This is a genomic window from Paenibacillus sp. SZ31, from assembly GCF_012912005.1.
Lineage (GTDB): Bacteria > Bacillota > Bacilli > Paenibacillales > Paenibacillaceae > Paenibacillus.
Genome location: NZ_JABBEA010000005.1, coordinates 349058 through 368433, shown reverse-complemented (window position 1 = coordinate 368433; position 19376 = coordinate 349058). Strand labels below are relative to the sequence as shown.

Annotated in this window: 18 protein-coding genes and 11 tRNA genes; 27 read left to right on the top strand and 2 right to left on the bottom strand. The window is 45.7% G+C overall.

Annotated elements, in window-relative coordinates; genetic code table 11:
• The first annotated feature begins 1 nt into the window (after position 1).
• The 11 genes from HF638_RS13735 to HF638_RS13685 all read left to right on the top strand — a co-directional run bounded on the left by HF638_RS13735 (position 2) and on the right by HF638_RS13685 (position 1073).
• Positions 2–75 (top strand) — tRNA-Met (locus HF638_RS13735).
• Between the two features lie 27 nt (positions 76–102).
• Positions 103–180, top strand: a tRNA-Asp gene (locus HF638_RS13730).
• 95 nt (positions 181–275) lie between these two features.
• A tRNA-Phe gene (locus HF638_RS13725) sits at positions 276–351 on the top strand.
• Positions 352–378: 27 nt separating this feature from the next.
• A tRNA-Thr gene (locus HF638_RS13720) sits at positions 379–454 on the top strand.
• A 9-nt stretch (positions 455–463) separates the two neighbouring features.
• Positions 464–549 (top strand) — tRNA-Tyr (locus tag HF638_RS13715).
• A gap of 6 nt (positions 550–555) precedes the next feature.
• Positions 556–629, top strand: a tRNA-Trp gene (locus HF638_RS13710).
• A gap of 30 nt (positions 630–659) precedes the next feature.
• Positions 660–732: transfer RNA gene (locus tag HF638_RS13705), tRNA-His, on the top strand.
• A 22-nt stretch (positions 733–754) separates the two neighbouring features.
• Positions 755–829, top strand: a tRNA-Gln gene (locus HF638_RS13700).
• 4 nt (positions 830–833) lie between these two features.
• A tRNA-Gly gene (locus HF638_RS13695) sits at positions 834–908 on the top strand.
• Positions 909–914: 6 nt separating this feature from the next.
• Positions 915–988 (top strand) — tRNA-Cys (locus HF638_RS13690).
• A gap of 6 nt (positions 989–994) precedes the next feature.
• Positions 995–1073, top strand: a tRNA-Leu gene (locus tag HF638_RS13685).
• A gap of 451 nt (positions 1074–1524) precedes the next feature.
• Here HF638_RS13685 and HF638_RS13680 read toward each other — a convergent pair.
• Entirely contained in the window at positions 1525–3915 is a 2391-nt protein-coding gene (locus HF638_RS13680; RefSeq protein ID WP_169480685.1) for a helix-turn-helix domain-containing protein, read from the bottom strand.
• A gap of 559 nt (positions 3916–4474) precedes the next feature.
• Between HF638_RS13680 and HF638_RS13675 the strand changes: the two genes are divergently transcribed.
• The 12 genes from HF638_RS13675 (at position 4475) to HF638_RS13620 (ending at position 14941) form a co-directional block, all read left to right on the top strand.
• Entirely contained in the window at positions 4475–4783 is a 309-nt protein-coding gene (locus HF638_RS13675; RefSeq protein ID WP_169480684.1) for a LiaF transmembrane domain-containing protein, read from the top strand.
• A gap of 35 nt (positions 4784–4818) precedes the next feature.
• Positions 4819–5490: a PspA/IM30 family protein gene (locus HF638_RS13670; RefSeq protein WP_169480683.1), complete on the top strand. Its 672-nt coding sequence runs from the start codon at positions 4819–4821 to the stop codon at positions 5488–5490.
• Between the two features lie 5 nt (positions 5491–5495).
• On the top strand, positions 5496–5729 hold the full coding sequence (locus HF638_RS13665) for a PspC domain-containing protein (RefSeq protein WP_169480682.1): 234 nt from the start codon (positions 5496–5498) through the stop codon (positions 5727–5729).
• A 17-nt stretch (positions 5730–5746) separates the two neighbouring features.
• Positions 5747–6256: a PspC domain-containing protein gene (locus tag HF638_RS13660; RefSeq protein WP_169480681.1), complete on the top strand. Its 510-nt coding sequence runs from the start codon at positions 5747–5749 to the stop codon at positions 6254–6256.
• A 1-nt stretch (position 6257) separates the two neighbouring features.
• Complete coding sequence (locus HF638_RS13655) at positions 6258–6965, top strand: PspA/IM30 family protein (protein ID WP_124117409.1); 708 nt, start codon at positions 6258–6260, stop codon at positions 6963–6965.
• Positions 6966–7116: 151 nt separating this feature from the next.
• The gene (gene liaF / locus HF638_RS13650) at positions 7117–7764 is read left to right on the top strand and encodes a cell wall-active antibiotics response protein LiaF (protein ID WP_169480680.1); all 648 of its coding nucleotides are present in this window, start codon (positions 7117–7119) and stop codon (positions 7762–7764) included.
• Between the two features lie 31 nt (positions 7765–7795).
• The gene (locus tag HF638_RS13645) at positions 7796–8911 is read left to right on the top strand and encodes a sensor histidine kinase (protein WP_169480679.1); all 1116 of its coding nucleotides are present in this window, start codon (positions 7796–7798) and stop codon (positions 8909–8911) included.
• Positions 8853–9521, top strand: coding sequence for a response regulator transcription factor (locus HF638_RS13640; protein WP_091020933.1), 669 nt, complete (start codon positions 8853–8855; stop codon positions 9519–9521). The genes HF638_RS13645 and HF638_RS13640 overlap by 59 nt, the downstream gene beginning before the upstream one ends.
• A gap of 216 nt (positions 9522–9737) precedes the next feature.
• Positions 9738–10481, top strand: coding sequence for a YwmB family TATA-box binding protein (locus HF638_RS13635; protein ID WP_169480678.1), 744 nt, complete (start codon positions 9738–9740; stop codon positions 10479–10481).
• Between the two features lie 215 nt (positions 10482–10696).
• Positions 10697–12247 (top strand): glucose-6-phosphate dehydrogenase, encoded by a 1551-nt coding sequence (gene zwf, locus HF638_RS13630; RefSeq protein WP_169480677.1) that lies wholly within the window; start codon positions 10697–10699, stop codon positions 12245–12247.
• 360 nt (positions 12248–12607) lie between these two features.
• The gene (locus tag HF638_RS13625) at positions 12608–13006 is read left to right on the top strand and encodes a DoxX family protein (RefSeq protein ID WP_169480707.1); all 399 of its coding nucleotides are present in this window, start codon (positions 12608–12610) and stop codon (positions 13004–13006) included.
• A gap of 351 nt (positions 13007–13357) precedes the next feature.
• Entirely contained in the window at positions 13358–14941 is a 1584-nt protein-coding gene (locus HF638_RS13620) for a peptide chain release factor 3 (RefSeq protein ID WP_169480676.1), read from the top strand.
• A gap of 231 nt (positions 14942–15172) precedes the next feature.
• Here HF638_RS13620 and sspI read toward each other — a convergent pair whose 3' ends face one another.
• Positions 15173–15406 carry a small acid-soluble spore protein SspI gene (gene sspI, locus HF638_RS13615; protein ID WP_017692323.1) on the bottom strand — a complete coding sequence of 78 codons (234 nt, stop codon included), beginning with the start codon at positions 15404–15406 and terminating at the stop codon, positions 15173–15175.
• Between the two features lie 128 nt (positions 15407–15534).
• Between sspI and HF638_RS13610 the strand changes: the two genes are divergently transcribed.
• From HF638_RS13610 to HF638_RS13595, 4 genes are all read left to right on the top strand, one after another.
• Positions 15535–16236 carry a potassium channel family protein gene (locus HF638_RS13610; protein ID WP_282435661.1) on the top strand — a complete coding sequence of 234 codons (702 nt, stop codon included), beginning with the start codon at positions 15535–15537 and terminating at the stop codon, positions 16234–16236.
• A gap of 26 nt (positions 16237–16262) precedes the next feature.
• Positions 16263–17051 carry a TrmH family RNA methyltransferase gene (locus HF638_RS13605; protein WP_169480674.1) on the top strand — a complete coding sequence of 263 codons (789 nt, stop codon included), beginning with the start codon at positions 16263–16265 and terminating at the stop codon, positions 17049–17051.
• A 391-nt stretch (positions 17052–17442) separates the two neighbouring features.
• Positions 17443–18117: an SDR family NAD(P)-dependent oxidoreductase gene (locus HF638_RS13600; protein ID WP_169480673.1), complete on the top strand. Its 675-nt coding sequence runs from the start codon at positions 17443–17445 to the stop codon at positions 18115–18117.
• A gap of 95 nt (positions 18118–18212) precedes the next feature.
• Positions 18213–19250: an aldo/keto reductase gene (locus HF638_RS13595; RefSeq protein WP_169480672.1), complete on the top strand. Its 1038-nt coding sequence runs from the start codon at positions 18213–18215 to the stop codon at positions 19248–19250.
• The last annotated feature ends 126 nt before the right edge of the window (positions 19251–19376 follow it).

The following is a 19376-nucleotide window of genomic DNA, read 5'->3' as shown; positions in this document are numbered from 1 at the left end:
ACGCGGGGTGGAGCAGCCCGGTAGCTCGTCGGGCTCATAACCCGAAGGCCGCAGGTTCAAATCCTGCCCCCGCAATTATACTTTCCTTTGAGAAAGTGATCTGGAACCGTGGTGTAGTTGGCCTAACATGCCTGCCTGTCACGCAGGAGATCGCGGGTTCGAATCCCGTCGGTTCCGCCATTTAATCTTTACATGAGGCAAACTGTTCACTACATCTGCTGTATGGCACTGATGCCCTATATAAAGTGTAAGGAAATGAGATTAGACTTTATTATGGCTCGGTAGCTCAGTCGGTAGAGCAGAGGACTGAAAATCCTCGTGTCGGCGGTTCGATTCCGTCCCGAGCCACCATTTTTAAAACAATTTACAATTTAATATGCCGGTGTAGCTCAACTGGTAGAGCAACTGACTTGTAATCAGTAGGTTGGGGGTTCAAGTCCTCTCGCCGGCACCATGTAATCCTGGAGGATTAGCGAAGTGGCCAAACGCATCAGACTGTAAATCTGCTCCCGTACGGGTTCGGTGGTTCGAATCCATCATCCTCCACCAGTTTTTAGGGGCATAGTTTAAAGGTAGAACAACGGTCTCCAAAACCGTTGGTGTGGGTTCAATTCCTGCTGCCCCTGCCAATTAACTTTTTAGAAACATAACCTTTTGTGGCGGTCGTGGCGAAGTGGTTAACGCACCGGTTTGTGGATCCGGCATTCGGGGGTTCAATTCCCCTCGATCGCCCCTTTGTTTTTTCGTTTTTTATTGGGGATTAGCCAAGCGGTAAGGCAACGGACTTTGACTCCGTCATGCATAGGTTCAAATCCTATATCCCCAGCCATTATGCGGACGTGGCTCAGCGGTAGAGCATCGCCTTGCCAAGGCGAGGGTCGCGGGTTCGATTCCCGTCGTCCGCTCCAAAATATGGCGCCATAGCCAAGTGGTAAGGCACAGCTCTGCAAAAGCTTTATCCCCAGTTCGAATCTGGGTGGCGCCTCCAGTATATGCCGGCGTGGCGGAATGGCAGACGCGCTCGACTCAAAATCGAGTGGGAAACCGTGGAGGTTCGAGTCCTCTCGCCGGTATATTGAATAACCCTACAGATTGCATAAGCAATTTGTAGGGTTATTTTTATTTTATGAAAATGATTTTGCATAACAGCCAAATATGAAAACAGTTCGCACTAAGGATAAGCGATAAATCGTATAAGCTTGGTACGTGTTCTAAGGATCAGGAATCGAGACGGACAACGTAGTCTAACGTCTAAGATGGCGCCAGGAAGCATCACAACGTTGCGCAAAAAGATGTACGTATGAAACATATGAAGTTAAGATTATAGGAGTGAGGTTGTAAGTGAAGGGAGCAGAATATTTGCTCCCTTTTTTTGTAGCCAATAATTAATCGACCGTACTAAATCAAATCGTCGGTTACTTGGCTGTAGAGTCAGATCAAGGATCTGTACGCCGGCTAAACCAATGCTGGGTTCAAATATCGAGACAACGGAAAAACGAGACATGAAACCACGAAACACGTATTCTACTTCCGATCAGACACTTCTGCTTTCTGCTTACGTTCCCGGTACTGACCGGGGGTGATTCCTTCCCATTTACGAAACGATCGGATGAAGTTTTGCGGATTGTTGTACCGAAGTCGTGCTGCGATATCTTTTACTGTCAGATCACTTTCGTCCAGCCATTTTTTAGCGATGTTAAATCGGTACTTGGTCAGGTATTCACTAAATGCACAGCCTGTCTCTTTGCGAAAAACACTACTTAAGTAGTTGGCATTGTAGTGAAGCTTCATAGCACATTCCTCGAGCGTCAGATCCTTATCATAATCTTGATGAATCATGGCAATCATCTTCTCAGATATATGTTGATACTGGGCATACTGTCTTGCTTTGAAAACTTGTATGATAGGCAAGATGATTTGATGGTTAAACCAATCCTCTACTTCAGCCGCGTACTGCAAACCATGAAGTTCATGAAACATTGATCCATGGCCTTGGGAGATCAGTCCGAGTCGTATACCGGATTCCTGAGTCATTTGCAAAATATGCGTCAGCAGCCTCGTAAGGGCCACCTGATATTCCTCTGGTGTACACTCCATACCAAAGATTACTTCAAGCAGCTGCTGCAGAAGAGCAGAGGCCTGGACTTCGTCCGCATTTTGAATCGCTTGGATCAACGAATATTCCAATGATTCCGGGTAGGTCATGGACCAAGTAGGAGCGTAATGATCTATGTTCTCATATTGAAAAATAATGCCTGTTCCCAGCTTCATCCGATGCCTCAGTGCTTCCATGGCTTCTGTGTAAGCTTGAGAGATGTGATATAGAGAGCTGTGCGGCTGGCTGAATCCTATACTGACTTGAAGAGTTAGAATCTTATCCATCTGTTGTTGTAACTGGTCTGTTAATACATATAGCTGCTGTGAAAAAATAAACTGATCCTGTTCCACAGTGCCAATCACCGTGACTACCGTATGTTCCAGCACAATGGGAAGCAATTGTTGGTTATGCACAACCGTTTCCTCCAATATATTTTGAATAGCAAATAATAAGAGGTCACGATCACTAGCTCTATATTTTGTATGATTAACAAGATCGGCCTGTAGTGTAATAACAGCAATTTGTTGCCATTCCCGGACCTGATGCGTGTAGCCATATTCATTCAGGGCGTCATGAAGAATATGAACAGGGATCTTACCCTGGAACAGATTCATCATAAAATGAGTACGAATCTGCAACAGATGTATATTTAGTGTGTTCTCTAATTGGGAGCGAGAGGCAGATAATTGTGAGACCCCTGCTCTGATCTGTTCGAACTCATCAGAAAATGGTGGTGATTGCTGAGCTACCGTGTTTCCTTCTTTGGACAGGTGGTTGTCACCAAGTTGGGTTAAAAGTTTACGAATCGGGACATGCATTCGCTTGGAGCCGAGCCAGGCGAGTAATAATGAAAGTAAAAGCAAGAAGATACTGATATAGAAGGTGTGTAATCCGATATCGATATATTCTTGTGTCAGAATATTGGTAGGTGAGATTAGAACATAAGTCCATCCCTTTAAGGTAGAAGGGCTATACGTCAGGGAATAATGTGTACCGGCGATCTTGACTTCTCGTTCTTCAAAGCCTGTTGAAAATGTGATGGATGATAGTTTGGTGATGTTGCCATCTGTATCACGATCTTGTAATCCAATTGCAGACAATGGTTGTCCAATATATACGGGATCGGGATGTACCAAGATACGTTGTTCCCGATTTAAAATGATCAGTCCAGAGGCAGCATTGCCTATGGAGGCTTCTCCTAGTGTATTTTGCAAAGAGCATGCAGGAATTCCGGCAATCAAGGCAGCATCCGATGACGTATTCAGATTCGGAATAGACCTCGCAAGAGCAATATGATAAATACAGCCTGTACCGGGCGAACGCTCATCATTACTGAACACCGATGAAGGGGAGAGCTGCCATCCAGAGGTTAGCGTATCCGATATCAAATCCTTCATGGGCAGTGCCAGAGGGAAATCTGTATTACGATACAATCCAGCATGGTCAATAAGCCAATTCTGGGATTGATTCACCAACGTGATATCCAGCAAAGGTTCCCACGACCTCATATTCTGAAACTCACTTTGCAGCTTATCGGCAAGTAATGGTCCTTTCCCTTGACGTGAAGAAGAAGCAGACAAGGAACGAAGGGTTACTGGAGATCGAATGGCCTGATCAAGCATATAACTGACTGTAGCGAGTTTGTGTTCTACGTTGGATTGCATTTGTTCCAGCAACTGCCTGTTGGCTTGTGTACGATGCAGTTCAGTTTGATTCGATGAATAGATAAATGCGGCAATTCCCGTTAACAAAATGGGGAGAGTGCTTAACAGGATTCCGAAGATGATCATTTTATGGAGATAGCTGATTGGTCGCACAGTTTCAGTTCCACCCCTGACATTAGAAATAGTAACACTTTCTATTTTAGTAAACGCTTACATATAGAACAATCTAAATTTTGTTTATTTGGATAAAAAAGTAATTTTATGTTGGGGTAAAAGAGGGTGGAACTGGATTATCTATATGTAATGCTTTTGTTATGAAAAGCTGGGATACGGCTTCGATTAATTATCCAATAGGGAATGAGGGGAAACGAAAGTGAAGAGTAAACGTAAATAGAGACATGGACCTCATTCTCTCTAACGTGCCATATCGGGTGAAGCGGAGCCTGAATAAGGGTAATAGAAGGTATCCGGAGTGCTATTCATCTTAGAAGGAACGATGGTCTTATACAAGGACAGTCAAAGGTCCAACTAGATCCCCGACCTGAGTCTAGGATGAAAAACCGTCCACGGTCTGTTTTGAAAAGTCGCGGAATCCCCTAGAATAAGGACATAAGGTTAAACAAGAAACACGGAAACAAAAAAACAAGAAATAAACGAACAAATGATTCAACACATTAAAACGAACGAATGGAAAGGGCGGTGAACAACAATTATGAGATTGAATAAGGGAAATGGCTGGGCGATTGTATTGATTGCGCTGGGTGCACTACTCCTCTTCGGAAAGTTAACTCCTCTTCTTGGACACTTAATGGGTTATCTGATTCCGGTCCTGATGATTGCACTGGGATACTACGGAGTTAAACGAGGGAATGTGTTGCTTGGCTGGATTGTTCTCATCATCGGTATCATCTCACTGATGGGTAAGCTTGCATGGTTGATCGGACCGATCATCGCGATCGGGTTAATCATCTTTGGTATCTCAATGCTAAACAATAACCGCAGTCGTCGTGGTCGTTACTAAGCTTTCACGATTATGAAAAGGAGGGACAGAACATAATGAGTGTATTTCGTCGAATGCGGGATATTACCGTAGCCAATCTGAACGAACATTTGGAGCAAAGTCAGGATCCAGTTAAACTGATTGATCAGTTCCTGGTCTCGACCCGCCAAGACATCGGTGAAGCCGAGAAGCTTCGTCATCAATATGCAAGCCATACCAGACAAATGAAACAACAAGCCGATCAGGCAGCAGGTATGGTGAACAAACGGGAAGAACAGGCTTCCATGGCTCTGAAAGCAGGGGAAGAACATCTCGCTAAGCTGGCCTTGCAGGAGAAAATCCTCCACGAGGAAAAAATGGAACAGTACAATGAATTGTATGCACAAAGTTATGCGGCATTACAGGAGCTGGATGAACAGATCGACCAGCTGAAGGTTGAATATCAGAATGTATACAGCAAACGTCAATATTACTATGCTCGTATGCAGACGATTCAGTTACAACAACGTATGAACCAGAGAGGCAATCACAACGGTCAGAATGTACCCCGTATGTTCAACCGATTGGATGACCAAGTTTCTGATCTCGAATATGAAGCACAAAGTCTCCGGGACATCCGGCGGATGGGCCAAGATGGTTCAGGAGCGACTGGCAGCATGTCATCCTCTGCGCTGGATAAGGAACTGGAGCGCTTAAAACAGAAATTAAACAATGACAGAAAGGAGTAGTCACAATGAGTAAATTATACCGCTCGGCGCGTAATCGAAGGCTAACAGGTTTGATCGGCGGCATTTCTGAAAATCTCGGATTGAGTACTACGCTGCTACGTATCATTTTCTTCATCAGTATTTTCGCTACGGGAGGTACATCATTGTTGATCTACTTCATCGCTGCGTTGGTGGTACCAAAGGAATCCAATCACGTTGATCCATATGCTTATGATTCCAACATAAGAGGATACAAGTAAACGAAAGGAGAAAGCACATGAGCAAATTATACCGCTCAACGCGTGACCGGATGTTAACCGGCTTGTGCGGCGGAATTTCCGAAACCATCGGGATGGATTCCACCCTGCTGCGTATCATCTTTGTCATCAGTATTTTCGTAACTGGCGGCACGTCGTTGTTAATATATTTCATTGCAGCACTGGTGGTACCAAAAGAACCGTATCCGCCATATGATCCATATGGTTACGGTCCGGGCCCAGGTCCTGGTCCTGGCAGAGGATACAACAACTATGATCACCAGCCACCAAGAGGTCCTTTTCAAAATAATCACAACCAACAAGGTCCTGGTAACTTCGGTCCCGGCCCTGGATTCAACGGCAGACCTCAATCTGGTTCGCGTTCTTATGACAACAATGCCTACGGAGCAGGAACACCGCAAGAAAGTGAACTTGATTCCATGATGAAAGATATTGAGAAAAAAGCACTGAAAAAAGAAGTTGAAGAGCTTCGCCAAAAATTATCTCGTTACGAGAAGGGAGAAAAGTAAAATGGGAGTATTTAAACGGATTAAGGATATGACGAAAGCATCGGTAAATGATATGTTGGATAAGGTAGAAGACCCGATTGTAATGTTGAACCAGTACTTGCGTGATATGGAGGCAGAGATTCATGAGGCAGAGGTAACTGTTGCCAAACAAATGGCGAATGAGCGCCGCATGAAACAACGTCTGGATGAAGCAGAGCGTACTTCGGTACAACGTGAATCCCAAGCAGAAGCTGCTCTGGCTAACGGTCAGGAAGAAGTGGCACGCAAATTACTGGAAGAGAAAATTTACTTTGATCAAAAAATTACGGAGTACAGCGAATTGCATGCACAGTCCGAAGCACAAGCAAAAGATCTGTTGCAACAGTTGCATGATATGAAAGATGAGTTCTACAAAATGCGTAACAAACGTAATGAACTCGTATCCCGTGCACAAATGGCAAAAGCTAAAAAACAAATGTCTTCCATCAACAGCTTGCATTCGATCGAAAGTGGCGGCGCATCATTAGGATTCCACCGCATGGAAGAGAAAATCATGCAACTGGAAGCTGAAGCTGACGTAGCTCGTGCACCTTATCGCAACACATCATCCACGTACACGAATCCTGTAGATGTGGAAAAGCAATTCAAAGTGGATCAGCAATTGCAAGCCCTCAAAAACAAAATGGGCAATGGTTCCAAGAATGAAGCGAACGGAACTTCAAAAGAATAACTGTTCGCTCGGTGGACAATATGATATTCTATAAATCGTGTATAACGTACGATTGGTAGAACCAAAGTTAAGCCATACAGGACTTTATTGCCTGGTATGGCTTTTCCGTTGAATAAAGAGAAGATTAACTTACAGAGGAGGTGCGGCGGGGATGAATAAAAAGAGTAAATGGCTTGCAGTTGTCATTATGATCATTGGTGCAATGATGTTATTGAATCAGAATATTAACTTGCTGACCGCTGCCGCACTGATTCTGTTAACGGTTGGAATGCTTCAAGTCCGCAAAGGGGATACCCGCAAAGGTTATCGATATCTTGGTATTGGTGCGGCACTGTTATTACTGGATAATTTGATGATTGTATTCTTGATTGTACTGGCTTCTTTAGCTTACTTTTATTCAAATAACAAAAAGATTCATCTGGACGAAGGCGTTATGAAGAAACAGAATTTCATGGCTCGGTACTACTGGGATCAATCATCCTGGACGTTACGCAGTATGAGCCTGTGGCATGCCATGGGTGAGGTTAATGCAGATCTGTCTCTCTCGATTCCGGAGGAGAAACAAACGATTGTGCTGCTGCAAGGAGTTATGGGAAATGTTCGCCTGACACTACCGGAAGATTATGGTGTGGAGATTGAAGCATCGGTTCTTTTCGGCCGGATTAATCTTCTTGGAGAACAAGATAGCGGCATGATGAACAAATTAGTATGGAGAACACCTGGATATGAGTCCAGTGAACATAAAGCAAAATTTGTCATTTCTTATATTGTTGGCGACCTAAGTATCAGTAATCCGTAGTAAAATAGATGAAGAGAAGGAGGAGACCCCGATGAAGACAAAACGACATACCGACATGGTAACCCGAAGTATGGGTGAAGGGATCCTCCTGGTTTTCATTGTGCTCGCTGTTATTTTGTATGTATTGTATACATATGGTTATCTTGCTCCGTTTGCAGGCTGGCGGCATTTGATTCAATCGGGTCTGGCTCTATTGCTGCTCCTGATTGGGATCGGTGCGGTCTTTGGGTTCTATCAGAGTTACCGGGTCAAACGCCGGCTTGAACTGCTGCGGGAAACGCTCCTACAGTGGGAGAAAGGCTCCCTGTCACGTACTGTTCCTGATCTGGGCGTAGATGATGTGGGACGTTTGAGTGAGCAACTCGGACGCATCGGCAAAAAGTGGGAAGATCAGGTATCTTCGCTCCAGCGATTGTCTACCCATAATGCACAGCTGGCCGAACAAGCCAGAATTACGGCTATTGTGGAAGAGCGGCAGCGGCTGGCACGGGAACTGCATGATGCGGTATCTCAGCAATTGTTCGCAATATCGATGACAGCGACGGCGGTTGGACGGAAGATGGAGAAGGATTTTGAACGTGCTCAGCGGCAGGTGGCTTTGATTGAGGAGATGGCTTCGGTAGCCCAGTCCGAGATGCGTGCGTTACTGTTACATCTGCGACCAGTCTATTTGGAGGGTAAACATCTCGAACAAGGTCTGCGTGATCTGGTGATGGAACTGAAAACAAAAGTACCCATGGACATTGTGCTCGAAATGGACGAAGACATCGATCTGATCAAAGGCATCGAGAATCATCTGTTCCGGATCGTTCAGGAGGCTATGTCCAATACGTTACGGCATGCGAAAGCGGAGAAAATGGAGATACGGCTCCAGCGCCGCACAGATGCGATTCGGGTATTGATTCGTGATGATGGTCAAGGCTTCGATCTGGATGAGAATAAACAGGCTTCCTACGGTCTTGCTAACATGCGTGAACGTGTTACGGAGATTGGCGGAGCCATACAATTTGTAACAGCGCCAGGTAAGGGAACGCGGATTGAGATTACGATACCTTTGATGAGCGATGAAAGCGAGGAAGAACATGTCAATGGAACCGGAAGTCGAAACGGAGACGGAAACGTCGATCAAAGTATTGCTCGTGGATGATCATGAGATGGTACGTATTGGTCTTGCTGCGGTATTAGATACCGAAGATGGAATTGAAGTTGTTGGTGAGGCAGGTAGTGGAGAGGAAGGCATTCGGCTTGCGCAGGAATATAAGCCTGATGTTGTTCTGATGGACCTGGTTATGGAAGGCATGGATGGCATTGAGGCTACCCGTCAGGTGCTCAAAATGTATCCGGAGTGCAAAGTCATCGTATTGACCAGTTACCTGGATGATGAAAAAATGTATCCTGTCATTGAAGCGGGCGCATTCAGTTATCTGTTAAAAACATCAAGAGCCAATGAAGTGGCAGATGCGATTCGCGCAGCAGCTCGCGGACAATCCGTTCTGGAGTCACAGGTGGCTTCGAAAATGATGAATCGCTTCCGGCAGCCACAGGCAGCAGCTCCTTTGCATGATGAATTGACGGATCGGGAAATGGATGTACTCCGGTTGCTGGCTAAAGGCAAATCGAATCAGGACATCGCTGACGATCTGATCATCGGTATTAAGACAGTCAAGTTCCATGTTACAAACTTACTGGCAAAATTGGGCGTAGACGACCGTACACAGGCCGCGATCTATGCATATAAAAACGGACTTGCAGAGTAAGAAGAATCATATGTAATATCATAATCAAGCCAAAGAACCGTGCTTTAATGTGCGGAAGTAATAGATAAGAGATGATTTAGAAATGGAAAGCTCTGCTCTGCCATGAATGTGGCGGGTGGGGCTTTTTTGCTGTTTGCAAAGAAGTATAGCTAATATGCGAAAGGGGCATGCTGTTGATAGATTCATAGAATGCAAGAAAGAAGCGGGGGATTCGGAATGTTAAATCGTTGGATGACAGCAGGTATATTGGCAATGGCTATCATTATTCTTATTGGTGTGACACAGGTATACGCAGAGAAGAACGAACCGAAAGCAGCCCAACTGGAACAGTTAATCTATACTGCTGATAGCGTGATTGATAATGTAGATCGTTTGGTTATTAAATGGCAAGGAGAAGGCCAAGGAAACGCAGAAGCACAAGCAGCATTACTGGCTGGTCACTTGGGGCTGGAACAACCGATACGGGTACGCCAAACGGGTCATGATGTTTACCGCAGTGAAGAGGTTGTCGATACGGCTACTGGAGGTGCAGGCCTGTTGGTCAATGTCGTCGATACAGGAGACAATGGTTACTACGCCATCGTACAACTTTCAGGGGATACACACACGGATCGGAATACTTTAATGACATTACATGAAGAGGTCGATCAACTGCTTGTAGACTCAGGGATGAAGGCAAGTTGGAATATGTCTGTCCAAGGTACGACAGCCACTGAATCTGATGCGAGTGGGCAGTTGGCACTGGTTGAAGAAACGTTGTCCAGAAGGATAGATATTGCCTCAGTTGAACGTTATACGGATGTAGCCAGTGCAAGTGTCTCTTATGAGGCTGCTGAGCTGCCCCTGTCGATCAAGAGTGGCTCGCACATGTTGAATATGCAGCTTGCAGTTCATCAGATTGGTGAGCAAGGAAATAATCGAATCACGATAGGTTTCCCGGTGATCACGATTGAGTATTAAGGGTTGAAATTTCTATGAATTTGGACGGAAAAGTGAGAATCTTTATCAGAAAAATGAGTGTGGAATAGTGCATCCGTTCAGTTGATATGCTAAAATGGCATCACATCCAAGAAGGAACTTGCTGGTAATTGACGGTTGTATGTCGTGCATATATAACACCATTACATAGCTCGGGGAGAACGTGAAGGTTATCTTCCCGGAAGAAAGAGGAGCCCATGGTTGAAAAACAATCGCAAGATGAAGTACAGACACCAGGCGCAGTATTTTTCATTTTTGGAGCAACGGGAGATTTGGCCCGCCGGAAGCTGTTTCCGGCCATCTACAGTCTTTACCGCGAAGGCAAGCTTGCCGAAGACTTTGCGGTTATTGGCGTAGCACGTCGTCCGAGGTCCCCAGAAGAATTCCGGGAAGACATCTATGAATCCATTAAGGAATTCTGCCGCTATCCAGCGGGAGAACCTGATGAGTGGAACGCTTTTGTCGATCATTTTGAATACAAAGCACTGGATATCAATAATGTGGAAGGGTTCAAAGAGCTGCGTGCGCAGACGGAGAATCTGGAAGCGAAGTTTAACACGCCGGGTAATCGGCTGTTCTATCTGGCGCTGGCACCGGAGCTGTTCGGTAGTGTCTCGTACAGTTTGCGGGACGGCGGTATGCTGGAAAGTCAGGGCTGGAACCGATTGGTGATTGAAAAACCATTTGGTTATGATCTGCAATCCGCCGAACATCTGAATGAGCAGATTCGTGAGGTGTTCCGTGAAGAGGAAATCTATCGGATTGACCATTATCTGGGCAAGGAAATGGTGCAAAATATCGAAGTCATCCGCTTTGGGAATGCTTTTTTCGAACCGCTCTGGAACAACAAACATATTGCCAACGTTCAGATTACGCTGGGCGAGACGGTAGGCGTGGAAGAGCGTGGCGGTTATTATGATCACTCTGGAGCGCTGCGTGACATGGGGCAAAACCATATGCTGCAGATGCTGACGATGATTGCGATGGAACCGCCAAGTCGCCTTTTCCCAGAGGATATTCGCGATGAGAAGGTGAAGGTATTACGTTCATTGCGGGCGTTCACTTCGGATGAGGAAGTGAGCAACAACGTTGTGCGGGGACAGTATGCCGAAGGGGAGTACCGTGGCAAGCAGCTTCGGGGGTATCGCCAGGAAGACAAGGTTGATCCGCAGTCGAATACGGAGACTTATTTTGCCGCACGTGTATTCGTGGATAATTTCCGCTGGGCGGGTGTTCCATTCTACATTCGGACAGGCAAGCGTCTTCCAGTAAAAACGACCGAGATCGTAGTTGAGTTCAAGTCGATGCCGAACAACGTATATCTTGGGAAAAAGTATAAATTAGAACCGAACCTGCTGGTGATTCGGGTGAATCCGATGGAAGGCATATATATCAAAATCAATGCCAAGAAACCAGGCTCGGATTCCGAGATTCAGCCGCTCGCGATGGATTTTTGTCAAAGCTGCATGATTGGAATCAACTCTCCTGAGGCGTATGAACGTCTGCTGCACGATGCAGCAGAGGGGGATTCTACGTACTTTACCCGTTGGGATGAAGTGGCGACAGCCTGGTCTTTTGTAGATCGGATTGCTGCGGCCTGGGGACAGAATCAGGGAGAGCTTCATCCGTATCCGGCTGGAACCTGGGGGCCAGAAGTGACAGATAAGTTGCTGGAGCAGGATGGATTTCACTGGTGGCCGGTGAATGGTCAGGACGAGGACCGTGTGATCTGGCAAGTCAACAATTAAAGCTATTCATTCATAAGGTGAAATGATGATTAAAGAGGCTTGGAAAGAACGCGGATGAAGCGAACTTTCCGGGCTTTTTTTGCTGCGAAAAGATGGAGGGAATGCGACTGGATGAATATATTTAAATTAAGTTATTGACAAAAAGTTAGTATATAACTTATACTCAACTCAAGAGATAAAGAGTTACGCAAATGACAAAACTTAACCCGATGAACTTCTCGGATAAGTGCACGATTCATGAGATGAAATGTGAAACAGGTGAAGGGGTTTCGACACCAAATCATGAATAAAAAAAATTAGCATAATATCTTTAATCTAAGAATACTATTTTGTATATATTGAATGGAGGAAAAGAAAATGATGTTGGATGTAGGATTGTTGTTGATTCGTTTGGTGATTGGATTGTCGTTCATGGCGCACGGGGCACAAAAGCTGTTTGGATGGTTCGGAGGTTACGGGATCAAGGGTACAGGCGGCTGGTTTGAATCGATGGGCATGAAACCAGGTGCATTGGTAGCGTTACTGGCTGGACTCGCTGAATTCGGTGGTGGACTGTTGCTGGCTCTGGGTCTGCTTACACCGGTAGGTGGCATTCTGATTGCATTGACGATGGTGATTGCGATTGTGAAAGTCCATGGTGCGAACGGATACTGGTCCACACAGAACGGATTCGAATATAATCTCGCGATTCTGGTGGTTGGTGTAGCGCTGGCCCTGACGGGTGGCGGACAATACGCGCTGGATGCATTGGTTTTCTAAACTCGATAACGAGAAATGAATAAGGAGTGCCTGGATGCCATGATTATGGCTGAAGGGTGCTTTTTTTGCAAGGGAAAAGAGAAGAATCTGCTGTAGTAATCGGTTATTTTCGGTACAGATTATGGTACAATAGGAGAGTTGGGTTAAGAAGCAGTTCACGGTATGTATGAAAGCACAGATTTGAGGAGGATGAACTCCATTGTAAATGTGTAAAATTAATCTATGTGTAAATACCTCGTATGCAAAATGACCAGTGTACAATCAACCGGCCTCGCCGGATTGCATAAAGATTGAATGATGGACCGGCCATGCCGGATTAACGTGAATGAACGGACGAAAGGGATTAAACCTATGAGCAAAGCTGCAAATGATATTCTTCAACAGGAAGTGGACAAACGCCGGACGTTTGCCATTATCTCTCACCCGGATGCGGGTAAAACCACATTAACCGAGAAACTGTTGCTGTTCGGGGGCGCGATTCGCCTTGCGGGAACGGTAAAAGCTCGGAAAGCCAGCAAACACGCAACAAGTGACTGGATGGAAATTGAGAAACAACGGGGGATCTCCGTTACGTCTTCCGTAATGCAATTTGATTATCTGGATCACCGCGTCAACATTCTGGATACACCGGGTCACCAGGATTTCAGTGAAGATACGTATCGTACACTGACGGCTGCCGATAGCGCGGTAATGTTGATTGACGTGGCAAAAGGTGTCGAGGCACAAACAATCAAGTTGTTCCAGGTGTGTGCGAAGCGGGGCATTCCAATCTTTACGTTCATCAACAAACTCGACCGTGAGGGTAAAAGCCCATTTGACCTGATGGAAGAGCTTGAAAATGTACTGGGTATTCGTTCGGTTCCGATGAACTGGCCTATTGGTACAGGTCGCGAGCTGTGTGGTGTCTATGACCGGATGAAAAATCAGGTGGAATTGTTCCAAGGGGACGATCACTCGACGATTAAAGTACAAAAGGTAGACGGCTACAAAGATCCGATTATCCGTGAGATGGCTGGAGAATATCTGCATGATCAATTGTGTCAGGATCTGGAGTTGCTGGACATCGCGGGCGACCAATTCGACATGGAGAAAGTTCAACGCGGCGAATTGACTCCTATTTTCTTCGGTAGTGCGATCAACAATTTCGGCGTACAGACTTTCCTGGAGAATTTCCTGGAACTGGCACCGAAGCCTGAACCACGCCGCAGTACTGTAGGCGAGATTCAACCAACGAATGAGAAATTCAGTGGATATGTATTCAAAATTCAAGCCAACATGAACCCGGCACACCGGGATCGTATTGCGTTCCTGCGTATTGTCTCAGGCAAGTTCCAACGTGGAATGAGTGTGAAGCATAACCGTGTCGGCAAAGAGATCAAGCTGTCACAGCCACAGCAATTCCTGGCACAAGACCGGGATATTGTAGAAGAGGCATATGCTGGCGATATTATCGGTTTGTTCGATCCGGGTATCTTCCGGATTGGCGATTCACTGAGCCAAGGCAGCGAGGTTATCTTTGAAGAATTGCCAACGTTCTCGCCAGAGATTTTCGCCAAAGTTACCGTAAAAAATGCATTGAAACATAAACAGTACCAAAAAGGAATTGATCAGTTGACGGAGGAAGGAACCATTCAGGTGTTCCAGACGGCAAGTTTCGACGAGACAATCCTCGGCGTAATTGGTCAACTTCAGTTCGAGGTATTTGAATACCGGATGAAAGGCGAGTATGGGGTAGACGTGCAATTGCAGCGCATGCCTTATCAGTTCGCTCGCTGGATCGTGGACGAGAATCTGGACGCAAGTAAATTCCGGATTAACTCTGCGCTTGTAAAAGATAAAAAAGGGAATTATGTAGTGCTCTTCGAAAATGAGTACGCAATGAGAACGGCTATAGATAAAAATCCTACAGCTAAATTCCTGGAGACTGCGCCTTAAGTAAAGGTAGATGTATTGCGCGGTAATCATTAAAAGGGTTAGTTGAACGTGACAAGCTCATGCGATGAGATAGAGCTTGTAAAAAAAATAAGATCCCTCCGCCGATTGGCGGAGGGATCTATTGCTATACACCTTACCTGGAGGCGGGTATGATCCAGCCGAATAAGGGAAAGCTTTCTTTTGCAGACAGAACAAACGTAATGATGGTTACCTTACCCTCCACTGCTTCGATTAGCTAAGCGGTTGGACGGGAATGGTGTGCAGATGCTCCTGCGCGATTTGAATCAGTTCTTCCTGCTTGGCAGGTTCTGTGTTCTTCCAGATCATCTCGAAAATGGCGCCAAGTCCAGGTAATGCAGCTTCCGGTCCATCTACTGAACCTTCAATCATCTCCCGGAGCTGATCATCACTCTTGTCATGAACTTTATGAACAATCGCTTCACGCAGGCTTAATGTAATGGGCATCGCAATTCCCTCCTCGTATATTCGGCTGCTCTAATACTGTTCCCTGGGAAGCGCGAGCGCATTCAAGTTTATCAGGCTTTGTGGTATACTACGAAGGATTATTTACGTTAGCATGGGTATCCGTAAAGATGTGTCATGCTGAAGTGCAGCGGGAGGTTAAGACCCTAATGGCCAAGAAACAATATGCCGTAATTGGTATGGGACGGTTTGGATCAAGTGTTGCCAATGCACTGAGCGGTATGGGATTTGACGTGCTGGCAATTGATGCGGACGAGCAGCGGACTCAGGAGATGTCCAATGTGGTGACCCATGCGGTATCGGCAGATTCAACAGATGAAGAGGCGCTACGTGCGCTGGGCATACGAAATTTCGACGTTGTCGTTGTGGCGATTGGTGAAGATATTCAGGCGAGTATTCTGACAACCCTGATATTGAAAGATATGGGTGTACCCGTTCTGATCGTAAAAGCTCAAAATGAGCTTCATGGTAAGGTGCTGCAAAAAATTGGCGCAGATAAGGTGATCTATCCTGAACGGGATATGGGACTACGCGTAGCCCATCATCTGACCTCGCCTAATATACTGGATTACATCGAGTTGTCTGAGGATTACAGCATTCTGGAGATGAGAGCTTCGGAGCAAATGATCGGTAAGAACCTGATGGAATTAAATATCCGTGCGCGTTTTGGATGCAACGTCATGGCGATCCGCAGTGGGAATTCGATGAACATTTCTCCGTATGCGGATGACCGGATCGAAGCTGGAGATGTGCTGATCATTGTGGGTCACAAGGATCATTTGACGAAAATGGAGCTTGCGTATCCGAAGTGATGGATGCAGATGGGAAGGATGGAAAGATGGATATTGTATCACCGCAAAATACACGGGTAAAAGAATGGGCACAGTTGCTGGAGAAAAAGCACCGTACCCGTCAACATAAATATATCATTGAGGGAATTCATCTTGTCCAGGAGGCATTGCGCGCCGGAGCAGATCTGGAGTGCATCGTGTACGATGGAGAACAAGGTGTACCGATTGAATTGACAGGGCTTGAGAACCCGCTTCAACGTGTGGAGTGGGTTAGTGTGTCTCCTGCGGTTATCGCTAAATGTACGGATACGATGACACCCCAGCCTGTGTTCGCAATTGTGCGTAAAGGCAGCGAGCCACTGGAAAGACTGATCACCGGAGCGCGCGGGCTTGTCGTAGTGCTGGATGGGGTGCAGGACCCGGGTAATGTGGGAACGATTATTCGTAGTGCGGATGCAGCTGGTGCAGCGGGGGTCGTACTTGGCGCGGGCTGTGCTGATGTGTATAACCCGAAGACGATTCGCTCGACGATGGGTTCATTGTTTCATTTGCCCATTGTGGAGGGCCAGTTGGAATCTTTGCTTCCCGAAGCGAAAGCTGCAGGCGTGAAGTTGGTCAGTACTTCTTTGCAGGCAGAGCATTCATGTTATAGTTATGATTTTACGCAGTCGGTATGGCTCGTGATTGGCAATGAAGGCAAGGGTATCTCGGATTCCACGGCACGCTTGGTAGATGATGCGATTACGATTCCAATGCAGGGGCAGGCAGAGTCGCTTAACGCGGCAATGGCGGCAACGATTCTGTTGTTTGAGGCGATGAGACAGCGGATGGTGTAGGTCGTAAATAGAATTTGTAAAAACTTATAAAGACGCAACAAACATGAATATGGGTGTTGCGTCTTTCTTTGTGAAATCAGATCTTTTTTTTTGAATATTATTTACCGATCGTTCTAGTTGTGTTATATTGTTGACGTAGCAGAAATATACAAATAAGAATCAGAAAGTTATGAGACTTGGTATAAAATCTAGCTACATTTTATTCTAATTATTCTAGAATGATTGTTCTATTAAAATCAATATTAAGGAGGCTTACAGAGTGGCGCTTTAAGTCGACGCAACCAGGAGTGGTTAAAGCACAAATGGTTGAAAAAATGCAGAACTGTCCGAAGAAGATGGAGCGATTAAGCTGTCCGGTTCGCGACGTTGCCATAAAAAAGGAGGTTTACGTTTGAAAACTATTGCCATCATTGGTGCCGGACCGGGTCTGGGTTACTCATTAGCCAAAACGTTCGGGAGACACGGTTTTCGTATTGCTTTAGTGTCCAGAACACAGGAGAAGCTGGATCAATATGCGGAACAGCTGAACGAAATGGGAATTGAAGCTCAGGGATTCGCCGCAGATATTACGAACAAAATGCAATTGACCAGGGCGTTTCAAGAAATTAAGAATACATTCGGTACAATCGATGTCGTGGAGTTTAGCCCTCATAGTGGAAGCGTGCCGGTGACATCAGTTCTGGAAACGACGGATGAGAGTGTTCTTCAAATATTCAACAATGTCGTGATTGGCGCGATTAATACAGCCAGACAAGTGATTCCGGATATGATGGAGCGTGGCGAAGGGGCCATCCTGTTCACAAGTGATCTGTCAGCCATGAGTCCAAGCGCTATGTTCGGAAACTCAGGTATCGCGATGTCGGGTTTGAGGAACTATATCCTGAACTTACACGAACGGTTGCTTCCGCGTGGCGTGTTTGTTGGGCATCTATCCATCAGTCCGCTCATTAAGAAGGGGACAGAATTTGATCCGGATCAGGTTGCAGAGGCATGGTTCGCTCTATATGAGCGCAGAACACAGGCAGAAGAGACCTTTCCGAAAGGGATTATGCAACTATTGAATTGATTGCGGCGCTCTGTTCCAAAGAATATAGCGGATTTTTGCAAGTGAATTAGAATGAACATTCTTAAGATATCAAATGAAGAAGGGATGAATGGAACATGGAATATCGTGTATTAGGAAATACTGGCCTTAAAGTAAGCAGTTTTGTATTAGGTACAGGCACGTTTGGTTTTTGGGGGAACAACACGGAGAAAGAAGCTGCAGTTATGTTGGATGAGGCTTTGGCTGGAGGCATTAACTTGATCGATACAGCGGACGTATACTCCATTGGTCAATCCGAGGAAATTCTGGGTAACCTCTTAAAGGGACGTAGACAGGATGTTGTTCTCGCCACAAAAGGCGGAATGCCCATGGGAAGTGGGCTTAATCAATCCGGTAACTCAAAGTATTGGATTAAGCGTGCAGTGGAGGATAGCTTGAGAAGACTGCAGACGGACTATATTGACCTGTATCAATTACATCAGCCAGATCTTCATACCGATATCGAAGAGAGTCTTGATGCACTTACGGATCTGGTTCGAGAAGGGAAGATTCGTTATATTGGTACGTCCAATTTTCAAGCATGGCAGGTAACCGAAGCACAATGGACTAGCGAACGTAAACATACGGCACGTTTTGTATCGGAACAAGCTCCATATTCCATTTTGAATCGGAGTATCGAGTTTGACTTACTTGCTGCAACTCAAAAATATGGAATGGGCGTCATGGTTTGGAGTCCACTTTCAGGTGGCTTACTAACAGGAAAATATCGCTCGGGGGAAGCGGCTGCCGCAGATTCAAGAGGAGCGGGATCTCTAGGGAAACTTTCTATGGTTGTGGACCCGAATCGAGAAGAAAACCGTACCAAGTTTGAAGCTGTTGCCAAGCTCCAGTCCCTTGCAAATGAAGCAGGATTAACGTTGCCACATCTTGCGATGGCATTTACACAAGCTCATTCATCGGTTACGTCTGCAATCGTCGGGGCAAGAACCATTGAACAACTGCGTGAAACGTTAAAAGGCAGTGATATCCGTTTAAGCACCGATATCTTGGATGCAATCGATGCGATCGTTCCGCCTGGTGTGACTCTGGATGCATTGGAAAAGGGCTGGACGCCGGATTGGTTACAAGCAAACAAACGAAGAATACAAGGTTGAAAATAATTCTTTACTGTTCGTTCTAGAAATGATATGCTAACAGCAAGTTAGATCTAACTCTTTTTTCACACATTAAAGAATGATCGTTCTAAAAAACTACACTAATCTAAAGAATATGAGGGAGAG

Coding starts and splice junctions, on each gene's coding strand:
- HF638_RS13625 (WP_169480707.1), top strand. CDS start 12,608: ATGTTGGATGTAGGATTGTTGTTGATTCGTTTGGTGATTGGATTGTCG.
- HF638_RS13640 (WP_091020933.1), top strand. CDS start 8,853: ATGGAACCGGAAGTCGAAACGGAGACGGAAACGTCGATCAAAGTATTG.
- sspI (WP_017692323.1), bottom strand. CDS start 15,406: ATGCCCATTACATTAAGCCTGCGTGAAGCGATTGTTCATAAAGTTCAT.
- HF638_RS13635 (WP_169480678.1), top strand. CDS start 9,738: ATGTTAAATCGTTGGATGACAGCAGGTATATTGGCAATGGCTATCATT.
- HF638_RS13675 (WP_169480684.1), top strand. CDS start 4,475: ATGAGATTGAATAAGGGAAATGGCTGGGCGATTGTATTGATTGCGCTG.
- HF638_RS13620 (WP_169480676.1), top strand. CDS start 13,358: ATGAGCAAAGCTGCAAATGATATTCTTCAACAGGAAGTGGACAAACGC.
- zwf (WP_169480677.1), top strand. CDS start 10,697: ATGGTTGAAAAACAATCGCAAGATGAAGTACAGACACCAGGCGCAGTA.
- HF638_RS13670 (WP_169480683.1), top strand. CDS start 4,819: ATGAGTGTATTTCGTCGAATGCGGGATATTACCGTAGCCAATCTGAAC.
- HF638_RS13605 (WP_169480674.1), top strand. CDS start 16,263: ATGGATATTGTATCACCGCAAAATACACGGGTAAAAGAATGGGCACAG.
- liaF (WP_169480680.1), top strand. CDS start 7,117: ATGAATAAAAAGAGTAAATGGCTTGCAGTTGTCATTATGATCATTGGT.
- HF638_RS13665 (WP_169480682.1), top strand. CDS start 5,496: ATGAGTAAATTATACCGCTCGGCGCGTAATCGAAGGCTAACAGGTTTG.
- HF638_RS13655 (WP_124117409.1), top strand. CDS start 6,258: ATGGGAGTATTTAAACGGATTAAGGATATGACGAAAGCATCGGTAAAT.
- HF638_RS13660 (WP_169480681.1), top strand. CDS start 5,747: ATGAGCAAATTATACCGCTCAACGCGTGACCGGATGTTAACCGGCTTG.
- HF638_RS13595 (WP_169480672.1), top strand. CDS start 18,213: ATGGAATATCGTGTATTAGGAAATACTGGCCTTAAAGTAAGCAGTTTT.
- HF638_RS13610 (WP_282435661.1), top strand. CDS start 15,535: ATGTGTCATGCTGAAGTGCAGCGGGAGGTTAAGACCCTAATGGCCAAG.
- HF638_RS13645 (WP_169480679.1), top strand. CDS start 7,796: ATGAAGACAAAACGACATACCGACATGGTAACCCGAAGTATGGGTGAA.